Source organism: Betaproteobacteria bacterium (assembly GCA_016194905.1).
Lineage (GTDB): Bacteria > Pseudomonadota > Gammaproteobacteria > Burkholderiales > JACQAP01 > JACQAP01.
This window is the reverse complement of sequence record JACQAP010000014.1, coordinates 56,216-75,473: the sequence shown is the minus strand read 5'-3', so window position 1 is coordinate 75,473 and position 19,258 is coordinate 56,216. Positions and strand designations below refer to the sequence as shown.

Below are 19,258 nucleotides of genomic sequence, written 5' to 3'. Positions count from 1 at the left end.
TTCAGTCGAAGCGATAGGCATCCATCGCCAGAATGCCGAAGGTATGGCTGCGATGGATGCGGCGGCCTGCGACCTCCGGATTGCCGGCGCCGGCTGCCGCGAAGATCGGCAGGAAATGTTCCTCGCTCGGATGATTGCGAGCGGCGTCCGGCCCGCGTTCGCGGTAATGCAGAAAATCATCCGTGTTCCCGCTTTCGACGGTGTGCGCGAGCCACTCCTGAAAACCGGTTACCCATGCGGGCGGCGGCGCATCGCGCCGATGGCGGCCGAACTCATAAAGGTTATGCGTGGCGCCGCCGGAACCGAGGATCAGCACGCCTTCGTCGCGTAGCGGGCGCAACGCTTCGCCCAGATGAAAATGATGCTCGGTCCCAAGCGGCGGCTGCACCGTCAGTTGCGTGACCGGAATGTCGGCATCGGGATACATCAGCAGCAACGGCACCCAGGCGCCGTGGTCGAGACCGCGGGTCGGATGCACGTGCGTAGCGATACCTTTGCCACCCAGCAGGTTGCTCACGCGCAATGCCAACTCCGGTGCTCCCGGCGCCGGATAAGCCAGCCGGTACAACTCCTGGGGAAAGCCGAAGAAATCGTGAATGGTCTCGGGACGGGCCGCCGCGCTGACCGCGGCTTCGCCGCTTTCCCAGTGCGCCGAAACGATCAGGATCGCTTTCGGCTTGCCGAGCGACTGTCCCAATCCGGACAGGAATTCGCGTGCGGGGCTGGCTTCGATGGAGAGCGTCGGGGCACCATGGGATATAAAGACGGCCGGAAATCGCTCAGCCATACCGCCGGCCCACCCACTCCGCCACGAGCACGGGTTTGGTCTCGCCTTCGCATTCCATCACGATATCCCAGATCATCTGTACGCCGCCTTCGATGCGCTGGAACTCTTTCAGCTTGAAGCGAGCGCGCAGACGCGAGCCCGCTTTCACCGGGGCGGTGAAACGCAGACGATTGAATCCGTAATTCACGCCCATCTTCGATTTTCCGAACTCCAGCGACTCGTTGAGGAAGTGGCTCAGCAACGACATCGTGAGAAATCCATGCGCAACCGGCGCGCCGAACGGCGATTCACGGCGCGCCCGTTCGACGTCGACGTGGATCCACTGATGATCCCCGGTGGCATCGGCGAACTGATCGATGCGTTCCTGCGTGACCTCAAGCCAGTCGCTGACCACGATTTCCTGGCCTGCTTTGCCGGCAAGTTCCTCGATACTGCCGAACACCACCCGCGCCATCCTGTCCCCCTTTTGCGCCGCTTAAGGCCGGCAATGTACCGGAATCGCCGCGCGTGCGCATTGCGCGTGGCGATTCGAGCCGGGACAATGGGCAATCAACGATTCACGATGGAGACAACAGATGCAGATCGGCATGGTGGGCTTGGGACGCATGGGCGCGAACATGGCGCGGCGGATGGCACGCAAGAGCGTGCATGTGGCCGCCTACGACGTCAGCCCCGTGGCACGCAGCGCGCTCGCGCAGGAGAGCGGCGTCACGCCGCACGCGGAACTGACCGCGCTGGTGACGGCACTGCCGGTACCGCGAGTCGTGTGGGTCATGCTGCCGTCCGGCGAGATCACCGAGCAGGCCCTTCAGACATTGGCGAAGCTGCTCGCCAAAGGCGATGTGCTGGTCGACGGCGGCAATGCAAACTACAAGGATTCGCGGCGGCGCGCCGGTTGGCTCGCCGAGCGCGACGTCGGCTTCGTCGATGCCGGCGTATCCGGTGGTGTATGGGGGCTGGACAACGGTTACGCGCTGATGCTGGGGGGCGAAAAAGACGCCGTCGCCAAAGTCGAACAGTTCGCAAAAATACTCGCGCCCGCGCCGGATCGCGGCTGGATTCACTGCGGGCCGGCAGGCGCCGGGCACTACGTCAAGATGATCCACAACGGCGTCGAATACGCAATGATGCAGGCCTACGCCGAAGGTCTGTCGATGATGAAGGCCAAATCGGAATTCGACCTCGACCTCGCTGCCATAGCTGAAATGTGGCGTCATGGCAGCGTCGTGCGGTCCTGGCTGCTCGATTTGACCGCCGATTTCCTGAAGAATGGGCAAGCGCTGGAGTCGATCAGTCCGGTCGTCGCCGATTCCGGCGAAGGCCGCTGGACCGCAATCGAAGCGATCGAACTCGGCGTGCCGGCGCCCGTGATGAGTCTGGCGCTGATGGCGCGCTTCGCCAGCCAGGGACAGGACGACTACGCCTCAAAATTGCTGGCAATGATGCGCGCGGGCTTCGGCGGCCACGCAGTGCAACCGACGAAGCCAAAATGATCGTCATCCTGATGGGCGTGTCCGGCGCCGGCAAGACCACCATCGGCCGGATTCTGTCCGGGAAGCTGGGCTGGCCGCTGTTCGATGCCGACGAATTTCATTCCGCCGCCAGCATCGAGAAAATGCGCAACGGCATTCCGCTCGAGGATGCAGACCGCTGGCCATGGCTGGATCGGATGAATGCGATGCTTAGGGAACGGGACGCGCGCGGCGAAAGCGTGCTACTCGCCTGCTCGGCGCTCAAGCAAGCGTACCGCGACCGGCTTTCAAAAGGGACTGCGGAAATACGCTGGATCTACCTCAGGGGAGAATTCGAACTCATCCGCAAACGCATGGAAGCCCGCAAAGGCCACTATATGAAAGCCGGCCTGCTCGAATCCCAGTTTGCCGCCCTCGAGGAGCCTCGGGATGCACTCAGTGTCGATATCGATGATTCGCCAAACTCGATCGCTGATTCGATCTTGCGCCGGCTGCAAGAATCACCGGCGCGCAAGACAGGTTCGGACAAATGAGTCGCGTCCGGAAAAACGCCGTATACGAAATCCGTGGATCTGCGCAGCAATTCGGACAAATCTGGCTGCGCGGCATCCGCTACATGGCCGACAGCATCGCCGAAAAGAAACAATACCTTCGCTGACTTGAATAAACCTTCACCGCAAAGACGCAAAGGCGCAGAGGTAACGCAAAGGAAAACAAGGATGGATTGGCAGTTCCGTTCGTTCCCGCGTTACGCGAGTCATGGTAGAAAATTACCGGGTTCTGGCACTCGTAGATTCGCGTGATTCTGACAGGACGCCCTACCCGAATGAATACGAGCACCGATAAACATTCACATTCACATTTGTGATTTTCTTTGAGTTACCTTTGCGCCTTTGCGTCTTTGCGGTGAAGAACTGCTGGTCTTGTCAGGTCTTGAACCGGGCGGCGACCGCGGCACTCTCCCGCACCAGCAGGAACTGATCCGAAGTCACGGCGACGAATTGCGCGCCGTGCTCGATCCAGCGTTTGGCATCGGCTTCCGCAAAGGCCAGTATGCCCGGCACCTTGCCGGTCTTCTTGATGCGGGTCAGCGCATCGGCCATCGCCGCCTGCGCTTCCGGATGTCCCGGATTGCCGAGATGCCCGAAATCCGCGGCCAGATCCTGCGGACCGATGAAAATGCCGTCGATGCCATCGATCGCCGCTATCTTCTCGATCTCCGCGACGGCTGCGCGCGTTTCGACCTGCACCATCAGGCAGATTTCGTCATTGGCATGCGCGAAATAATCCTTGACCCGGCCGAAGCGATTGGCGCGCGAGTTTGCCGATACGCCACGCACGCCTTTGGGGGGGTAGCGTACCGCCGCAACAGCACGCTTGGCTTCTTCCGCGCTCTGCACGTAAGGCAGCAGCAAGGATTGCACGCCAAGATCGAGCAGGCGCTTGATGAGCACGGTGTCGTTCCAGTAGGCGCGCACCAGGGTCGAGACCGGATAGGCGGCGATCGCGTGCAACTGGTGATGCACGTTCTGCAGGTCGGACGGGGCATGCTCGGTATCCACCAAAACCCAGTCGAAGCCGGCTGAAGCGCAGATCTCCGCCGATACATGGCTCGCCAGGCTCAGCCAGCACCCGGTCTGGGTGCGGCCCGCACGCAGCGCGCGCTTGAGCTGATTGAGGTGCATGTCCATTTGCTTCTCCCGATAATTGTTTTGTCGACGCGCGATTGTACCCGCTCTTTGACAGCGGGCATGCCGCGGCCGACAATGCGCGCTCGCGGAGAAACCCGAATGAATACACTGCATTTCGAAGGCGTGTTTCCCATCCTGGCCACGCCCTTCGACGACAATGAAAATCTCGACCTGGAATCGTTCGACCGGCTGGTGCGCTTTATCGGCGCTCTGGGCGTCGACGGCATCACCATCCTCGGCGTTCTCGGCGAGGCCAATCGCCTGCTCGACGGCGAGCGTGAAACCCTGATCCGCACCGCCGTCGCCGCGGCCGGGTCGATGCCGGTCATTGTCGGCGCCAGCCACAGCGGCACGCGCGCGGCCCGGGAGCTTTCGCAGATGGCCGAGCAACTCGGCGCGAAAGCCGTCATGGTCACGCCTCATGCCGAAGCCGTGCCGAACGACGATCGCATCGTCGAATACTACAAAACGATTGCCGACGGCGTGAACATTCCGATCGTGGCACAGGACCATCCGGCCTCGACCCAGGTGCAGATGACTGCGGCGATGTTATTGAGGATCATCCGCGAGGTGCCCCGGGTCGCGAGCATCAAGGAAGAGGCCGTGCCCACCGCCCCGAAGATCCGCGCTCTCGCAGCCGGCATGAAGGAACGCAAGGTGCCGGTGCTCACCGGTCTCGGCGCGTTGTACGGATTGTTCGACCTCGAAGCCGGATCGAGCGGATTCAATACCGGCTTTGCATTCCCCGAAGCCCTGACGGCGATGGTGCGCGCGGCGCGCGCGGCGGACTGGAAGAAGGTGCGCGAAATCTACGCGCGCTTCCTGCCGCTGATCGTATTCGAACAGCAGCCGGGCGTGGCAGTGCGCAAGGAAATTCTGAAATTGCGCGGCGCCATCGGCTCCGGCAAAGTCCGTCATCCCGGCGCAGCATTGCAACCCGCCACCGCCAACCAGCTGCGCAAGCTGCTCGATGCGCTGTTTCCCGGACAGGACCTGTCGCGCCCGGTCGTCGTTTAGGGCGCCGAACTCTCGAATACTCGTTCGTTCGAGTCGGTTACCCGGGCACGCAGCGCGCCGCCTTTGCCCGGACGCAGAGTGAAGCGGAAGGCCGGATTCTCGCTGATCGAGAAATCCACGTCCGCGGAGAAAACCAGCTCATCGCCACGCGTCACCCGCACATTGCGTACGTAGTAGGGCGGATCGTACAAGTGCGTCAACTGATCCATCGCCAGGCCGGAATTGTTCGGATGGCGGATCATGAGTTGCACCGACACCGGTGCCGAAGGATCGGCGGGCGGATCGATGCGCCACTTCATCTGCCCCATCCCGGCCAGGCGCTCGGCCAGTGACTTGCCGGCGGGTGCCGAGCAACCGCCGGCGGCCTTGATGAAACGTTGCACGACCAGCAGCGATCCGTCGGCCCGCTCCGCAATCACGCGCACCCACGTGTACTCCTCGATCCGCACCCGCGTTTCCAGGTCGGGACTACCGCTGCCCTCGCCGAATTCGAAGATTCCCGCGATGGGCGAAGGATTGTGGTCGATGACGACATAGAGTTTCTTCGTTGGCGCGTCATTCTGCGACGGTCTGACGCGGATCGCCAGCGGAACCACCGCCGCGTCCGCGGCACGCGCAGGCATTTCCAACAGAACCATTCCGACGGCTCCGCCGTCCATAATCGGACGATCGCCGAACAGGTCGGCACGCACTTTGCGCCAGATCTCGGTGTTCGGACTCGCGCTATCGTCCGCCGCAGCGGCGGTCAGCACGATCAGCGACAGAAACAAGGTCGAAAGGGTTCGACGCACGGTATTCATCGGATTTCAGCGCAGAAAGCAGGCGCGCGCAGCTTCGACAACGGACGCACGATAACGCCCGGCCGCTTTCTGGGCATCCTCGTTGTCGCGCAGCGTCGAACCGCGCTCGCCGGCGATCGTAACGGCTTTCGCCATGGTCTGCGCCTCGACGAAATCGTCGTACTTGTACTGCTCGGCGAGACGATCGATGGTACATGAGCATTTGTTCAGCAATTCGAACTGGCCACCGGTGTGATCGCGCATGCACTCCAGGACGAACGCGACACGATCGGCGGTCGGAAAGTCGTTTGCGCGGCACAGCGGCGCAGCGATAATCATTGCCAGGACCAGGATAGCTTGCATTGCCTTCATTGCAGCACCTCCGGAAATTCATCCGCAATCCGGCCAGACAGCACAGCACTCAGCGATACCAGTCTGCCATAGGCCTGCCGCGCGAGATCCACGTCGCGCGAGCGCATCGACGCGCGCACCAGTCCATTCCATGCAAGCGCATGCTCCGGGTCCCGCGCGACCGCTTCGCGATATTCGGTCAGCGCCAGCACCGTGCGGCCGCGGCGGCTATCCAGTTCGCCCGACAGGAAAACAGGCTCTGCGCTTGACGGTTCGTCGAGCTTCCACTGCGACAGCAGGGTTTGCAACTCATCCCAGCGTTCCTCGCTGATCAGGATGTTGGCGCGCATGAAGTAAGGCAACCGGTCGGGCGCCCGATTCCAGAACGGTTCGCCGGAAATCTCCGCGTCCACGGCTTCGCCGGCATTGTCGCCGAGCCCGACCGCAACCCATTCGACCGGCGCGGAAAAATACTGTGGACCGGCACCGCGCATGCGGAACATGAGGATGCCGACCAGACGCCTGTCGGCATCGAACAGGCCGCCGCCGCTCGCCCCCGAAGTAAAAGCAGCACTGCCCTGAACGACTACACCGTCGTCGTAACGATGCAGACGCGCCACCGCTCCTTGCGCGTAATGTACGCCGGCACCGGCGCTGAAGCCGATCGCACCGACATCCTCGCCGATCGCAAGCTGTGATGCCGGCCGCAACACCGCCGGCCGGGCTTCGAGCAGCGGCACCTGCAGGAGGCAGATATCGTGTTCTGCAGACGTATTACGCGCCACGGCGCTGTGCCGGACACCGGCATACAAAACGGCAACGCGCGCTCCCCCGCGCAACACATGACAGGCCGTCACCACCTTGCCGCGATCGACCACTACGCCGGTGCCAAGGGAATAACCGCCGTTGGGACGAGAGACTTCGACTTTGACGACGCCGGAAGACACCGCGATCCAATAGGCCTGATCGAAAGGCGCGCCTTGCGCCGCCGTGCAACAGCAACCGACTGCAATGACGAGTTCGAACATCTTCAGCATGCGGTGGCGTCTCAGCGTATCGGTTCACCCCTGTCATTCACCATCGGGATGTTGTATTGCTGCAGGATCCGGGCGATTTCTTCGCGGCTCTGATCGAGCGCTTGCTGGACAAGCGAGCGCCACGCCTTCTCCCCCTGGCGCACGCCCATCGACACGCCGAAATCGACGCGCACACCAGGTTCCGACTTCAGCGGCAAAACCACCAGTTCGGGCGACGTGGCGTGCTTGGCGAAATAGCCTCCGATCGGACCCCATACCACTGCGGCATCGATCTTTCCTCCGACCAGATCGTCATCGATGATCTTGCCCGGATAGTGATTCGGATCGGCGTTCAGCAGCCGGTACGGCACGGCCTGGTCCAGCAGGTTGTGCTTCTTCAGCCAGTCGACTGCGGGCGTGCGTTCGTAGACGCCGATCTTCAAACCCGGGAGCACGGATTTGTCGAGCCCGAGAAACTGGTCCACGCTGGCGACGTCGAGCTTGCGCCCCTTTGCATACACCAATACGTAGGTCGAGCGGAAATAAGGCTGCGTCGTGGCGACCGCGGTGAAGTCGGATGGCACGCCGGTCAGCAGATCGCAGCGATATTCCGATTCGTTCGGCAGTTTGTAGCGGATCGTGTTGCGCACGATGTTGATCCGCTGCGGGTAATGAAAAACCTCCAACGGCAAGTCGAGGTTGCGCGCGAGAATTTCGGCAATCCTGTTTTCGAAACCTTCGCCCTTGTCGTTGGAGAACGGGAGATTGTTGGGATCATCACAGATCTTGAGTGCGCGCGGCTTCTCGAAGGGCTCGTCCTGGGCCATCGCCGCACCGGCGACCGTGGCCAGTGCAACCAGCGCGGCACCGATTCGCCTACTTGATCTCTTCGACCTTGGAACGGGTGATCGCACCGTCGGAGCGTCCTTTGAGGTAGGCATACAGATGATCGATATTGGACATCACCGTGTTGCTGGTCTTGAAGCTCGGCATGCCTTTTTCCAGACGGCCGTCGGTGACGGTCTTGACGAACTCTTCCTTGGTCAGGATCTTAAGACGTTCGATGAGCGACGGTCCGACCAGCCCCTGCTGATTGGCACCATGGCAGCGATCGCAAGCTGCCGCACGCCAGGTCTTGAAACCTTTCAGGGTTTCAGAATCGACTTTGTAACCTTCCGCCACCTTGTAGAGCGGCTCGTCCGCATGACAGGTGAGACAGAAAAAAAACAGCATCGCGGTAAAAATGGTGCGCAAACACATCATTTCCAACTCCGGAAAATGGATGGAATCGCTCAATATGAGGGCGCCCGAGCCCGACGGCCCGGACGCCCCAAGAACGCACGACGTGCCGCTTCGGTTTATTTCTGCGGCAGCGCAAAGACCGTCAGCGAACCGCCCAGGTCGGTGTAATTCGCAAGTTCCTTATAGCCACCCACCGCACCGAGGCCATCCGCGTCTTTTTCCAGGCCCGCCGCCAGCCCGATTCCGGCCCAGCCGCCAATGCCCGAATAAACACCGATAAACTGCTTGCCCTTGTGCTGGTAAGTGAAGACGTTGCCGATGATGCCGGACGGCGTCTTGAACTTGAACAACTCCTTGTTGATGTTCTTGGCATCAACACATTTCAGATAGCCTTCCAGCGTTCCATAGCAGGCAAGTCCGCCGGCAGTCGTGAGCACGCCGCTCCATACCGAAAACTTCTCCGGTTTGGACTGCACGATCTTGCCCGCGTTCGCGTCCCAGACAATGAAGTTGCCCATGTTCTTCTCGCCGGGCGGCGGATACATGGCCAGCGTCGCACCGACGTAGGGCTGGCCGGCGACATACTCGACTGCAAACGGCTCGTAATCCATGCAGACGTGGTTCGTCGGCACATAGAACATGCCGTTGTTCGGATTGAATGCCGCGGGCTGCTGGTCCTTCGAACCGAGTGCGGCCGGGCATACGCCCTTGGTATTCTTTTCCGGACCGTTTTGCGCGGTCGAGTACCTCGATACCACTTGCGGACGGCCGGTCTTCATGTCGACGTGCGTCGCCCAGTTCACGGCCGGATCGTATTTCTGTGCCACCAGCAATGCGCCGTTGGTGCGATCCAGCGTGTAACCGAAGCCGTTGCGGTCGAAGTGCACCAGCGCTTTGGTCATCTTGCCCTTGACGTTGATGTCGGCCAGGATCATCTCGTTGATGCCGTCGAAATCCCACTCGTCGTACGGCGTCATCTGATAGACCCACTTCACGTTGCCGGTGTCCACGTCGCGCGCCCAGATCGACATCGACCATTTGTTGTCGCCGGGGCGTTGCGCCGGATTCCAGGTGCTGGGATTGCCGGTGCCGTAGTACACCAGGTTCAGCGCCTTGTCGTAGCTGTACCAGCCCCAGGTGGTGCCGCCGCCGATCTTCCACTGATCTTCCTGCCAGGTGCTAAGCGACGAGTCGGATCCGACCGGCTGAACCTTGCCGTCCTTCCAGGTCGTGGTCGTATTCGGGTCGATCAGCATTTCATCGTCGGGACCGACGCTGTAGCCCTTCCACGCAAGCTCGCCGGAATTGATGTTGTACGCGGCAAGATAACCGCGCACGCCCCACTCACCGCCGGAAATGCCGGTGATCACCTTGTCCTTGAAGATATGCGGAGCATTGGTGTTCACCGCACCGAGCGAGGGATCGCCGTTCTTGACCGACCAGACGACTTTGCCGGTCCTGGCATTCAACGCCACCAGCGTGCTGTCCGCCTGCTGCAGGAACACCTTGCCTTCGGCGTATGCCAGCCCGCGATTCACCGTGTCGCAGCACATCTGTGGAATGACCGCCGGATCCTGCTTCGGCTCGTACTTCCACTTGATGGTCTCGGTGTTCAGGTCCATCGCGAACACCTTGTTCGGAAATGCGCTGTGGAGGTACATCATGTCGCCGATCACCAGCGGAGAACCCTCATGGCCGCGCAGAACGCCGGTGGAGAAGGTCCATGCCACTTGCATCTTGCCGACATTGGCGGCGTTGATCTGGTTGAGCTTGCTGTAGCGCTGGTTGTACATGTCGCCGGCCTGCATCGCCCAGTTCGCCGGATTGGCAATGTTCTTTTCGACGTCGGAGTTGGCCTGCGCGATCCCTGTCGCGGCGACCAGAGCCAACGGCACTGCCAGGTAACAGAATTTTAGTCTCATCTCTCCTCCTGCTTATAATGTTTGAAGTGGAACGAGGACTTCACATTGCCCCACGGCCATCCAACGTGCTACCTCTCGCGCCGTAACGGCATACACATTTCAGGCGCACGCATTCCGCGAGGACATCACACCGAACGTGTGCAGCTATAACAGCACAGTGCAATTACAGGGTCAATGATTTTTCCGAGTGAAAATGCAGCACGCGCGAGCGGGTATTTCACGCGGGTGTTGCACTTCTGGACAACTGTTTCAGGATGGATCAGGTGCGCCTCGATGCGCTCGATCGAGGCAACAAGCGCAGCGGCGAAACGAAATTGAAAAAGCCGCGATCCGAATCGTCAATCGTGCCGCCAGACGCGGTGATCGCGACCGATTGAATCGCGATCGCCCGGCGCTCCGGAAGACAGGAAGCCGGTTTGCTTGAGTTTGCGATAGAGCGTCGTGCGGCTTACGCCGAGCTGACGCGCCGCCGCGGATATATTGCCGTGATTGTGGCGTATCGTTTCCTGGATCGCGTGCAATTCTATTTTCTCGAGGCTTTCTATCGCGGTCACGTAGGCCGCAGACGGTGCCGTGCCCTGCTCCAACTGCGCGAGGAAATCCTCCGGAAGGTGCCGACGCTCAATCATCTCGCCTTCATCGACCATCGCGATTGCCGTGCGAATCACGGAGTGCATCTGGCGAACGTTGCCCGGCCAGGGATGGTGCACAAATAGCTGCAGCACCTCCTCCGATATGTCGATTCGGCGCAAAGCGCCGGATTCCTTTGCATCCATCGACTTCGCCAGTTCGATGATGTCCTTGCGATGGCGCAACGGCGGCAGCGGCAGCGTCAGTCCGTTCAACCGGTAGTAGAGATCTTCGCGGAATTCGCCGGCCTTCACCAGATCGGCCAGCCGGTGATGCGTGGCGCAGACCACGGCTATGTCGACCTCGACCGGAACCCCTCCCAGCGGCGTGACGGCGCGATCCTGGAGAACACTCAGCAACCGGGCCTGCAGCGCAGGCGGCATCTCGCCGATCTCGTCGAGAAACAGCGTGCCGCCATCCGCGCGCTGAATCTTGCCCGGCGCTCCTTTGCGCTTTGTGCCCGTAATCTCGCCGTCCTCGAACCCGAATAGTTCCGCCGCCATCAACGCTTCCGGGATCGCCGCGCAATTGAGGGCGACGAATTCGCCTGCCGCATGCGGGCCGCTGTTATGGATCGCACGCGCGAACCACTCCTTGCCCGTGCCGGTTTCCCCTTCGATCAGAATCGGTATGTCCCGTCCGAGCGTGCGCCTCGCCTTGTCGATGGTGACCAGCAGCGCCGGGTCGGACGCTCCGAGCGCGTCGAGCGTCAAAGGTTGCCGCGCCGGCTCGCCGAAAAGTTGTTTTTCCTGGTTGGAGGGTTCGAGCGCGGCACTCGGTATCACCTGCCTGGGAACGGCGGGATGCGCGAGTCGCAGAAATACCGGTACACCGCTGTGTTGCAGACGGACCTGGATTGTCGACGGTGACGCGGATCGCAGCTTGTCGAGTACCTGCTCGAAATGTGCATCGAACAATTCCTCGAATCGTCCGTGGAATCCGTCCAGTTGCAGGTCGAGCTGACTGCAGGTCGCCGGCGTAGTCGCAAGAAAATCGCCGTCTGACGAGAACGCGACCTGCACGTCGAAGGGGCTGCCGAGGTAACTCTGCTCGGGATGAACGTTGAATACCACGTCGCGACTGAAGCGGTGCTGGAACATCTGCCTTTCGATGACGCGCACCGACATCTGCACGAGTGCAAGCGTGTGGCGCTGGTGATACCGGTAGTCGCAGGTTATGTCGAGAACGCCGGCGACCTCGCCAAAAGGATCGAGCACCGGCGCTGCCGAACACGCCAGGAAATGATTCTGGCGAATGTAATGGTGTCCGGCGTAGATCACGACCGGTTGGCGCTCGACGATGGCGGTGCCGATCGCGTTGGTGCCCTTCTGATTCTCAGCCCAGGAAACGCCGGGTTTAAGCGCGATATGCTGCGCTTTCGGCAGGAAATCCGGATCGCCCATCGAATGCAGGATGAAACCTTCGCCACTGCACAAGAGCACCACGCTGCCCGACCCGGTGAGTTGATGATGGAGGTTCTCCATCACCGGAGTCGCCAGATTGATCAGGTTGCCATACTGGCTGACGACAATTCGCAGATCGGTTTCGTCTACCCGGCCGATCTCGCGGATGCGATCGTAGGCCACACCGAAGGCGGCGCTGCGCTGCCAGGAGCGCTCGATGAAATCAGGAACGATGCCGCGCGGTACGCGCCCGTTGCTGAGAAACTGTCCGTAGGCGCGACGAATCGCCGCCACATCGGTGGTCGGCTGATTGTGTTTCATTCGACCTCCTCCCCCGTCTCGGCTCAGGTTCGGAGCCGGACAAGAGAACTGTTTATTGCCGGAGATCGTGGCGGAGAGCCTCTCCTGTTGTCATCCATTCGCAGCCACGAACCGGGTGAAGAATCCCGCGTTCTTGACGACGCTTGAGTGCATACAAACACGAGAGCCCCGGCATGGTCAACGTACTTTCCTCGACTGGCGGCAAGAGGAAATATTCATTTTGCAGCGCAAGATTCCGTCACAAGACCGGGTGGGGGTGGACGCTGGTGGCTGCAGGACCGGTTTGCGCAGCGCAACCGAATGAATTTTTTAATCTTCCGGTCGACCATCCGCGCTCTGCGGAAACGCATTTTGGCGCCCTGGAGCACGATACCGGGAGCCGGGGCCGGCCATCTTCATTGCGCAATGCAATATATCTGCGCACCGCAGGCAAAGTCTGAGGCGCGCAGGGACATTCCTCCTATCGGCTGCGCTCGATGCGCACACCGACGTCGCGCGCGTTCGGCACGATGCCGCTCTTGGAGACTTCAATGCGCGCCCATTGCGCATCGAATTTTTCGAGGATCCGGCCAGCCAGCATTTCCGCCAGCGGTTCGAGCAGGTGAAAGCGGTGCGAAGCGAACGCGTCCTTGACGACGCCGACGACGGCCGAGTAATCGATCGTGTCGGCAAGTTTGTCGGTCTTGCAGGCGCGAATCGACGCGCGGCCGATCTCGATGTTGACCTGCAGGGTTCGCGCCTGACGGCGCTCGGACTCGTAGGCTCCGATCAGGGTTTCGAGCCTGATGTCGCGGATGAAAATAATGTCCATGTCAGCGGCCGGATGAGTTGCTGTTCGACCTGGCGGCCGCCTCAGTCGTACTTGATATATTTGAACCGCTGGTCCTCGTTTGGCGTGCCTTCCAGCGGACCGCCTTCCTTGCCCGGTTGCCACTGCACGACCCCCTCGATCTTCTTCGCCAGCGCGAAATCCTTGCCGGTCACGCCTTTCGCCGAATGCGTGACGAGTTTGACGATCACGAACGCGTACGACACGGTAAGGTCCGGATGGTGCCACGCCGCTTCGGCGAGATGTCCGACCGTGTTCACCACCATCAACGTGCCTTTCCACCCGCCGGTCTTGAACTTGCGGCGAATCCAGCCGTCCTCGTAATACCAATGCGGCAACTCCGCGGCGAGTCGCTGCTTGACCTCCGCTTCGCTGTAGGCTTTCTCGGCAGGTTCGCTCATGTTCTCCCCCGGACGCAACGATGCTTTCCCGAACCCATTCTAGCCGGATATTTTTGCGCCGCCAGCGTGTTCCGTTTCACCGCGAACACGACTAACATCGCCACATCGACGTCGCGCATGGAAGACGTTTCAATTTGGAACAGTTGCACGCAGACATGAGGGAACGGCTGGTTCCGGCGCGGACTTCGACTTCCCCATCCGACGGTCGCGGCCATGAGTAGAGTTGCGGAACCCCGCGTGGCCTGGGTGCTGACCGGTTCCGGACACTATCTCAAGGAATGCATGGAGATCGTGCATGGCCTGCCCGGCGTCGACCTGTTCCTGAGCGAAGCGGCCGGCGAGGTCCTGAAGATGTACGGCTACGATCTCACTGCGTTCAAGCAAGGCATGAAGGTGTATCGCGATAACACCGCCAGTTCGGTGCCCGTGACTTTCCTGTACGGCGGCGATTACCATACCGTCGTGATCGGCCCCGCGAGTTCCAATACCGTGGCGAAGTGCGTCGCGGGGATATCCGATACTCTCGCCACCAACATCTATGCGCAGGCCGGCAAATGCCGCATCCCGTCCATCGTGTTTGCCTGCGACACTGCACCCGCCTTGATTTCGGAAGCGCCGGGTGGCGACGTCTGGGTCTATCCGCGCCCGATCGATCTGGAGAATGTGAGCAAGCTTGCGAAGTTCGACCGGACAACTGTCGTGCTTTCGGTCGAAGAACTGGGGGCCGCATTGAACCAGAGGTCGGGTTGTCGGAGCACATCCTCTTCCTGACCGGCCGGCTGGCCGAGAAGAACCTGCATCGGGTGCTCGAAGCCATGCAGCCGGCGCCGTTCAGGCATTCGGTGCTCGCGCTCTCCCTGCAGGTGGCCGGATTGATGACGTCGGACATGATCCAGCGCCGGCTTCCCGACGCGAACGGCATTGACCGCGTCATGGTGCCGGGACGATGTCGGGGCAATCTCGACGCGCTGAGTTCGCACTTCGGGGTGCCGTTCGTGCGCGGGCCGGAAGACCTCAAGGATCTCCCGCGGTATTTCGGCCGTGAAGCCGCACCGATCGACCTGACCCGCCACGACGTGCGCATCTTCGCCGAAATCGTCGACGCGCCGAACATGAGCCTGATGGCCATGCTCGATCAGGCGAACGACTATCGCAACGCCGGCGCGGACGTGATCGACCTGGGTTGCCTGCCCGAAACGCCCTTCAGGCATCTGGAAGAGGCGGTCGCCATGCTGCATGCGGCCGGCTTCGCGGTCAGCGTGGATTCGATGGATCCGCAGGAGCTGCTTCGCGGCGGCCGTGCCGGTGCGGATTTTCTGCTCAGCCTGAAAGAAGAAACCTTGTGGATCGCGGACGAAGTGGCCTCCACTCCGGTGCTGATTCCTTCCACGCCGAGCGACATGGAGTCGCTTTATCGCACGATCGAGGTAATGAAAAAGAAAGGCCGCGATTATCTGGCCGATGCGGTTATCGAACCGATCCATTTCGGTTTCACCGAATCGCTGGTGCGCTACCGCGATCTGCGCAAGAAGTGTCCGGACGCAAAGATGATGATGGGCACCGGCAACCTGACCGAATTGACCGAAGCCGACACGCTCGGCATCCAGGCGTTGCTGATGGGCATCGTTTCCGAGTTGCGGATCACCAACATCCTGACGACCCAGGTCAGTGCGCACGCTTCGGGCGTCATTCGCGAAGCCGACCAAGCCCGCCGCGTGATGTATGCGGCCCGCGAAGCCGGCGACTTGCCACAAGGGTTCGGCGAAACGCTGCTGGCGCTGCATACGCTCGACCCGTTTCCCTGGAGTGCCGAAGAGATCGCCGCGACCGCGGCCGAAATAAAAGATCCGAGCTTTCGCGTACAGATCAGCCCCGACGGCCTCCATATCTACAATCGAGACGGCCTGCGCACGGCGACCGATCCGTTCAAGTTGTTTCCGCACCTCGGACTGGAGCACGATGGTTCGCATGCCTTCTATCTGGGCGTCGAACTGGCCCGGGCGCAGATCGCCTGGCAGCTAAGCAAGCGCTATGTGCAGGACAGCGAACTCGATTGGGGCGTGGCGCAAATACGCGCGAGCACCGATGCCGATGCGCAGTTCGTTGCGTCGCCCCAGATCGTAAAATCGAAGGCTGGGTCATGATTTTCGAGACGATCGTCACCACGCGCGATGAATCCGGTCGCGATCACATCGCGCCGATAGGCATCCGCCATGAAGGCGAGTTCATTGTCCTCAGTCCGTTCCGGCCTTCCGCCACGCTCGAACACGTGCTTCGCGAGAAATGCGCAGTAGTGAATTACACCGACGACGTGCGCATCTTTGCCGGTTGCCTAACCGGACGTTATGACTGGCCCACGTTGCCCGTCGAACACCTGTCCTGCCGCCGGCTCGCGGCAGCGCTCGCACATTCCGAAGTGCGACTGGAACGCGTACAGGAAGACCCAACCCGGCCGCGCCTTTACTGCCGGGTAGTCGCGCAGGTCACGCACGGCGCCTTTGGCGGCTTCAATCGCGCGCAGTCCGCGGTGATCGAGGCGGCCATCCTGGTGAGCCGGTTGAGCATGCTGCAGCAGGAAAAGATCGATACCGAGATGGCGTATCTCGCGATCGGCGTCGAGAAGACAGCCGGGCCGCGTGAGCTCGAGGCCTGGGGCTGGCTGAAAGCGTGCGTCGAAGAATTTCGCGGCGCCGGAAAGGAAAGCGCTGCATGACGATGATGCTCGCCAGCGTCCGCTCGCTGGACGAGGCGCTGATCGCACTCGAAGGCGGCGCCGATCTGATCGATCTCAAGGAACCTTCACGCGGCGCGCTCGGCGCGCTCGATCACGCGGCGGTGCGTATATGCGTCCAGGCGATCGGCGGACGCCGGCCCGTCAGCGCCACCATCGGCGACCTTCCTACGATGGATCCGCAGTCGATGACCGCCGCCGTGGAACGCATGGCCACCACCGGCGTCGACTTCATCAAGATCGGTTTCTTTTCCCACGCACGGATATTCGACTGCGCAAATGCACTGTCGAAACTGGCAAAACACGCCCGCCTGGTTGCAGTCCTGTTCGCGGACGAGGCTTACGATCTCACGCTTATTGATGTGCTCGCCGACGTGGGCTTTGCCGGTGCGATGCTGGACACGGCACACAAGACCGGCAAGACGCTTCGCGACTGGCGTACCGGGAAGGAACTTGAGGAGTTTGTTACCCGCAGTCGTAACTGCCGACTTCTTACGGGATTGGCCGGCTCGCTACAAAGAGAAGACGTTCCCCAGCTTCTTGCAATCGAGCTGGACTACCTGGGATTTCGTGGCGCACTGTGCAAAGACGGTGATCGCGGACAGATTCTGGATCAAGAGGCCTTTGCTTCGATCCGTGCGGCGATTCCATAAGGCGCTGCTCGAAATCGTCGCGCTGCTGCATGAGATACGCTTTAGTCACCTACAAACTAAAGTTCCCAACCTATTTTGTTACCGATCTCCCGACCGCTCACGGAATAACACCACAAGCCATGCGCGCGCCGCCTCCACCGAGGGGGTCTGGATGATCTGCGTGGTTGTCACCTCCGGCATGAATCATCAAGGAGCGACCTTTTACATCAGTAATTTTAAGCCTGGGTGCCAATACCGGATTATTAGCATTGCCCATGGCATCTACGAATAGCGCGGGCAAATCGCCGAGATGCCCATCACCCCAAGGCAGGCCATGGCGCTTGGTTGCGGCCGGATCGTAATGCCCTCCCGCAGCCAATGCGGGCACCATCTTCCCGTCTTTTTCCTTGGACTCGCAACTTGGGTTTTCGTGCACATGGAAGCCATGTAATCCTGGCAGGAGCCCAGCAAGCGAGGGGCTGAATACGACACCATAGGGTGTTTCGCTGACAGCCACTTGGCCAATCGATTTCCCGATTCCTTTCTCGTCAACAGTGCTCATTTGAACGGTAATATCAGCCTGTGCCGCCCCACAAAGAGAGAGTGTGCTCGCTACCAAAAATATCCTGAATCGCGTTTGCATGGGTCCTCCTTCGTTGGTTAAAACACTTTATTGATGCGATCGCTAACGGTCCACTGCATGTGGTTGTTGGGCGGCAATTTCACCTCCACTGACGGATCGAACCACGCAATGCCTTCTCTCTGATGGCAGCGGTGGGTGATGTGCCAGACGTGATCAGGCAGGAAGTGGCGGTTGCCGCGAAGCATCGCTTCTCTCGTTAAAGCGTGCATTCTTGGTTCAAAATGGCCCCGCTAAGCGCCTGGGAAGACCCCATTTTACGGTCTTATGTTCAAGGTCGGGCGACCGGCGATGGCTCGGTCCATGCGATCCGTCACAACCGCAATGGCGCCTCATAACCCGTAAGTTCCAGATACCCGCGACCTGCCTCGCGCCCGGACTGCAACGCGCGCACCGCGCCTTCCCAGTAGATCGTGTCGGTGCTCGCGCGCGAATCGAGTTCCTGATCGTCCATGATCGGTTCCAGCAGGAATTCCGCACCGGGGAGACCGACCGCCATCGCGACGGGATAGGCGACACCGGTGCGCGGCGAGCGCCAGGTGCGCCACGGCGTGAAACGGACCTCGTCCGGCGCAAACACGCGCACACTGCCGTCGGCCGCGCGCAGAGTCCCGCCGGCCCACAGCGTGCCGCCGATGGTGTCGCGCATCCGGAACGCCATCAGCGCACCGCCGTCGGCAAGGTTGATGCCGGTCCAGTCCCAGCCAGCGGCAGTGGACGCCATCACCTCGCTCGACCACTCGTGATCGAACCACGCGGCGCCGGTGACGGCGATTTCCTTTCCCGCGACCGTCAGCTTCCCCGTCACGGCGAGCTGCGGCCGGCTGTAGTAATAGCTCGCCTGCCGCGCCGACGGCCCCTTGCGCGAGTAACCCGCTGCACCGTGCAGCAGCACCGGTTGCCCCGATGCAAAGCGCAGGTCGAGCGCGAATTCGCGCGCCGCGATCTTCGCCGCGTAGCCGCCGTCGACCAGATCCAGCGACCAGTCGTCGATCCACACGCGGGTCGTGCCCTCTTCCGCGCCGGCGAGTCCGAATCCCACGCGCGCGGCGCGCTGATCGTACCGCAGCCGCCCGTGACGCGGGTCGGCCAGTGCGGCGTGAGCCAACACGAGCTCGCGCGGTGCGAATGCGCTCGGATTGGCCTCGGCCACGCGTGGCCGGCTGCGGAAAAACGTGACCTGCACGCCGTAGCGGTTGCCAGCGGCGTCCGCAACCTGGCCGGTGACGTACCACCACTCGGTGCGGAATTGCGGATGGCTGCCGTGGTCGCGCGGGAAGTGCAGCACGCGGCCCGGTTCGACGCGCGGGTAATCGTCATCGGCCGTTGCGCACCTTGCGACCAGCAGCAGCGGCGCGGCGAGGAACGCGCGCCGCTTCATGGCCGGTCCATCC

At 61.3% G+C, this 19,258-nt stretch carries 22 protein-coding genes; 7 read left to right on the top strand and 15 right to left on the bottom strand.

From position 1 onward, the window contains the following. Window position 1: 1 nt before the first annotated feature. Both HY067_08630 and HY067_08625 read right to left on the bottom strand, forming a co-directional pair. Window positions 2-787 (bottom strand): dioxygenase, encoded by a 786-nt coding sequence (locus tag HY067_08630; GenBank protein ID MBI3528023.1) that lies wholly within the window; start codon window positions 785-787, stop codon window positions 2-4. After that, window positions 780-1,241, bottom strand: coding sequence for a MaoC family dehydratase (locus HY067_08625; protein ID MBI3528022.1), 462 nt, complete (start codon window positions 1,239-1,241; stop codon window positions 780-782). The genes HY067_08630 and HY067_08625 overlap by 8 nt, the downstream gene beginning before the upstream one ends. A gap of 121 nt (window positions 1,242-1,362) precedes the next feature. Here HY067_08625 and gnd point away from each other — a divergent pair, with 121 nt between their 5' ends. Both gnd and HY067_08615 read left to right on the top strand, forming a co-directional pair. Beyond that, window positions 1,363-2,280 carry a decarboxylating 6-phosphogluconate dehydrogenase gene (gene gnd / locus HY067_08620; protein MBI3528021.1) on the top strand — a complete coding sequence of 306 codons (918 nt, stop codon included), beginning with the start codon at window positions 1,363-1,365 and terminating at the stop codon, window positions 2,278-2,280. Beyond that, window positions 2,277-2,792 (top strand): gluconokinase, encoded by a 516-nt coding sequence (locus HY067_08615; GenBank protein ID MBI3528020.1) that lies wholly within the window; start codon window positions 2,277-2,279, stop codon window positions 2,790-2,792. The genes gnd and HY067_08615 overlap by 4 nt, the downstream gene beginning before the upstream one ends. Window positions 2,793-3,185: 393 nt before the next feature. On the opposite strand, the gene HY067_08610 is transcribed toward HY067_08615, so the two are convergent. After that, on the bottom strand, window positions 3,186-3,950 hold the full coding sequence (locus HY067_08610; GenBank protein ID MBI3528019.1) for a 4-hydroxy-2-oxo-heptane-1,7-dioate aldolase: 765 nt from the start codon (window positions 3,948-3,950) through the stop codon (window positions 3,186-3,188). A 99-nt stretch (window positions 3,951-4,049) separates the two neighbouring features. Here HY067_08610 and HY067_08605 point away from each other — a divergent pair, with 99 nt between their 5' ends. Then, window positions 4,050-4,967 (top strand): dihydrodipicolinate synthase family protein, encoded by a 918-nt coding sequence (locus HY067_08605; GenBank protein ID MBI3528018.1) that lies wholly within the window; start codon window positions 4,050-4,052, stop codon window positions 4,965-4,967. Here HY067_08605 and HY067_08600 read toward each other — a convergent pair. From HY067_08600 to HY067_08560, 9 genes are all read right to left on the bottom strand, one after another. Continuing rightward, window positions 4,964-5,767 (bottom strand): quinoprotein dehydrogenase-associated SoxYZ-like carrier, encoded by an 804-nt coding sequence (locus HY067_08600; protein MBI3528017.1) that lies wholly within the window; start codon window positions 5,765-5,767, stop codon window positions 4,964-4,966. The genes HY067_08605 and HY067_08600 overlap by 4 nt on opposite strands. A gap of 6 nt (window positions 5,768-5,773) precedes the next feature. Beyond that, complete coding sequence (locus tag HY067_08595; protein MBI3528016.1) at window positions 5,774-6,118, bottom strand: hypothetical protein; 345 nt, start codon at window positions 6,116-6,118, stop codon at window positions 5,774-5,776. Further along, window positions 6,115-7,134, bottom strand: a complete 1,020-nt coding sequence (locus HY067_08590; protein MBI3528015.1) for a trypsin-like peptidase domain-containing protein — start codon at window positions 7,132-7,134, stop codon at window positions 6,115-6,117. Before HY067_08590 ends, HY067_08595 begins: the two co-directional genes overlap by 4 nt. A gap of 11 nt (window positions 7,135-7,145) precedes the next feature. Beyond that, window positions 7,146-8,054 (bottom strand): quinoprotein dehydrogenase-associated putative ABC transporter substrate-binding protein, encoded by a 909-nt coding sequence (locus HY067_08585; GenBank protein MBI3528014.1) that lies wholly within the window; start codon window positions 8,052-8,054, stop codon window positions 7,146-7,148. Next, entirely contained in the window at window positions 7,990-8,373 is a 384-nt protein-coding gene (locus HY067_08580) for a c-type cytochrome (GenBank protein MBI3528013.1), read from the bottom strand. Before HY067_08580 ends, HY067_08585 begins: the two co-directional genes overlap by 65 nt. A 98-nt stretch (window positions 8,374-8,471) precedes the next feature. After that, the gene (locus HY067_08575) at window positions 8,472-10,277 is read right to left on the bottom strand and encodes a methanol/ethanol family PQQ-dependent dehydrogenase (protein MBI3528012.1); all 1,806 of its coding nucleotides are present in this window, start codon (window positions 10,275-10,277) and stop codon (window positions 8,472-8,474) included. A 338-nt stretch (window positions 10,278-10,615) separates the two neighbouring features. Next, window positions 10,616-12,631, bottom strand: coding sequence for a sigma-54-dependent Fis family transcriptional regulator (locus tag HY067_08570; protein ID MBI3528011.1), 2,016 nt, complete (start codon window positions 12,629-12,631; stop codon window positions 10,616-10,618). Window positions 12,632-13,091: 460 nt separating this feature from the next. Further along, window positions 13,092-13,442: a dihydroneopterin aldolase gene (locus HY067_08565; GenBank protein MBI3528010.1), complete on the bottom strand. Its 351-nt coding sequence runs from the start codon at window positions 13,440-13,442 to the stop codon at window positions 13,092-13,094. A gap of 41 nt (window positions 13,443-13,483) precedes the next feature. Further along, complete coding sequence (locus HY067_08560; GenBank protein ID MBI3528009.1) at window positions 13,484-13,861, bottom strand: 4a-hydroxytetrahydrobiopterin dehydratase; 378 nt, start codon at window positions 13,859-13,861, stop codon at window positions 13,484-13,486. Window positions 13,862-14,074: 213 nt separating this feature from the next. On the opposite strand from HY067_08560, the gene HY067_08555 reads away from it, so the two are divergent. From HY067_08555 to HY067_08540, 4 genes are read left to right on the top strand one after another with little or no spacing between them, the layout of a single operon-like run. After that, on the top strand, window positions 14,075-14,632 hold the full coding sequence (locus HY067_08555) for a flavoprotein (protein ID MBI3528008.1): 558 nt from the start codon (window positions 14,075-14,077) through the stop codon (window positions 14,630-14,632). Continuing rightward, window positions 14,608-16,005 (top strand): dihydropteroate synthase, encoded by a 1,398-nt coding sequence (locus HY067_08550; GenBank protein MBI3528007.1) that lies wholly within the window; start codon window positions 14,608-14,610, stop codon window positions 16,003-16,005. The genes HY067_08555 and HY067_08550 overlap by 25 nt, the downstream gene beginning before the upstream one ends. Continuing rightward, window positions 16,002-16,574: a DUF447 family protein gene (locus HY067_08545; GenBank protein MBI3528006.1), complete on the top strand. Its 573-nt coding sequence runs from the start codon at window positions 16,002-16,004 to the stop codon at window positions 16,572-16,574. Before HY067_08550 ends, HY067_08545 begins: the two co-directional genes overlap by 4 nt. Next, window positions 16,571-17,245 (top strand): (5-formylfuran-3-yl)methyl phosphate synthase, encoded by a 675-nt coding sequence (locus HY067_08540; protein ID MBI3528005.1) that lies wholly within the window; start codon window positions 16,571-16,573, stop codon window positions 17,243-17,245. Before HY067_08545 ends, HY067_08540 begins: the two co-directional genes overlap by 4 nt. Window positions 17,246-17,342: 97 nt before the next feature. On the opposite strand, the gene HY067_08535 is transcribed toward HY067_08540, so the two are convergent. The 3 genes from HY067_08535 to HY067_08525 form a co-directional block, all read right to left on the bottom strand. Next, a complete protein-coding gene (locus HY067_08535) occupies window positions 17,343-17,867 on the bottom strand; it encodes a superoxide dismutase family protein (GenBank protein MBI3528004.1) in 525 nt (174 codons plus the stop codon). Window positions 17,868-17,884: 17 nt separating this feature from the next. Then, window positions 17,885-18,052 carry a hypothetical protein gene (locus HY067_08530; protein ID MBI3528003.1) on the bottom strand — a complete coding sequence of 56 codons (168 nt, stop codon included), beginning with the start codon at window positions 18,050-18,052 and terminating at the stop codon, window positions 17,885-17,887. Window positions 18,053-18,177: 125 nt separating this feature from the next. Continuing rightward, entirely contained in the window at window positions 18,178-19,245 is a 1,068-nt protein-coding gene (locus HY067_08525) for a carotenoid 1,2-hydratase (GenBank protein MBI3528002.1), read from the bottom strand. Window positions 19,246-19,258 lie beyond the last annotated feature (13 nt).

Excerpts from the sequence above, each read along its gene's own strand:
- HY067_08580 (MBI3528013.1), bottom strand. The coding sequence starts at position 8,373 with ATGTGTTTGCGCACCATTTTTACCGCGATGCTGTTTTTTTTCTGTCTC.
- HY067_08540 (MBI3528005.1), top strand. The coding sequence starts at position 16,571 with ATGACGATGATGCTCGCCAGCGTCCGCTCGCTGGACGAGGCGCTGATC.
- HY067_08575 (MBI3528012.1), bottom strand. The coding sequence starts at position 10,277 with ATGAGACTAAAATTCTGTTACCTGGCAGTGCCGTTGGCTCTGGTCGCC.
- HY067_08525 (MBI3528002.1), bottom strand. The coding sequence starts at position 19,245 with ATGAAGCGGCGCGCGTTCCTCGCCGCGCCGCTGCTGCTGGTCGCAAGG.
- HY067_08555 (MBI3528008.1), top strand. The coding sequence starts at position 14,075 with ATGAGTAGAGTTGCGGAACCCCGCGTGGCCTGGGTGCTGACCGGTTCC.
- HY067_08570 (MBI3528011.1), bottom strand. The coding sequence starts at position 12,631 with ATGAAACACAATCAGCCGACCACCGATGTGGCGGCGATTCGTCGCGCC.
- HY067_08630 (MBI3528023.1), bottom strand. The coding sequence starts at position 787 with ATGGCTGAGCGATTTCCGGCCGTCTTTATATCCCATGGTGCCCCGACG.
- HY067_08565 (MBI3528010.1), bottom strand. The coding sequence starts at position 13,442 with ATGGACATTATTTTCATCCGCGACATCAGGCTCGAAACCCTGATCGGA.
- HY067_08605 (MBI3528018.1), top strand. The coding sequence starts at position 4,050 with ATGAATACACTGCATTTCGAAGGCGTGTTTCCCATCCTGGCCACGCCC.
- HY067_08560 (MBI3528009.1), bottom strand. The coding sequence starts at position 13,861 with ATGAGCGAACCTGCCGAGAAAGCCTACAGCGAAGCGGAGGTCAAGCAG.
- HY067_08545 (MBI3528006.1), top strand. The coding sequence starts at position 16,002 with ATGATTTTCGAGACGATCGTCACCACGCGCGATGAATCCGGTCGCGAT.
- HY067_08535 (MBI3528004.1), bottom strand. The coding sequence starts at position 17,867 with ATGCAAACGCGATTCAGGATATTTTTGGTAGCGAGCACACTCTCTCTT.
- HY067_08610 (MBI3528019.1), bottom strand. The coding sequence starts at position 3,950 with ATGGACATGCACCTCAATCAGCTCAAGCGCGCGCTGCGTGCGGGCCGC.
- gnd (MBI3528021.1), top strand. The coding sequence starts at position 1,363 with ATGCAGATCGGCATGGTGGGCTTGGGACGCATGGGCGCGAACATGGCG.
- HY067_08615 (MBI3528020.1), top strand. The coding sequence starts at position 2,277 with ATGATCGTCATCCTGATGGGCGTGTCCGGCGCCGGCAAGACCACCATC.
- HY067_08595 (MBI3528016.1), bottom strand. The coding sequence starts at position 6,118 with ATGAAGGCAATGCAAGCTATCCTGGTCCTGGCAATGATTATCGCTGCG.
- HY067_08585 (MBI3528014.1), bottom strand. The coding sequence starts at position 8,054 with ATGCCTACCTCAAAGGACGCTCCGACGGTGCGATCACCCGTTCCAAGG.
- HY067_08625 (MBI3528022.1), bottom strand. The coding sequence starts at position 1,241 with ATGGCGCGGGTGGTGTTCGGCAGTATCGAGGAACTTGCCGGCAAAGCA.
- HY067_08600 (MBI3528017.1), bottom strand. The coding sequence starts at position 5,767 with ATGAATACCGTGCGTCGAACCCTTTCGACCTTGTTTCTGTCGCTGATC.
- HY067_08590 (MBI3528015.1), bottom strand. The coding sequence starts at position 7,134 with ATGCTGAAGATGTTCGAACTCGTCATTGCAGTCGGTTGCTGTTGCACG.
- HY067_08530 (MBI3528003.1), bottom strand. The coding sequence starts at position 18,052 with ATGCTTCGCGGCAACCGCCACTTCCTGCCTGATCACGTCTGGCACATC.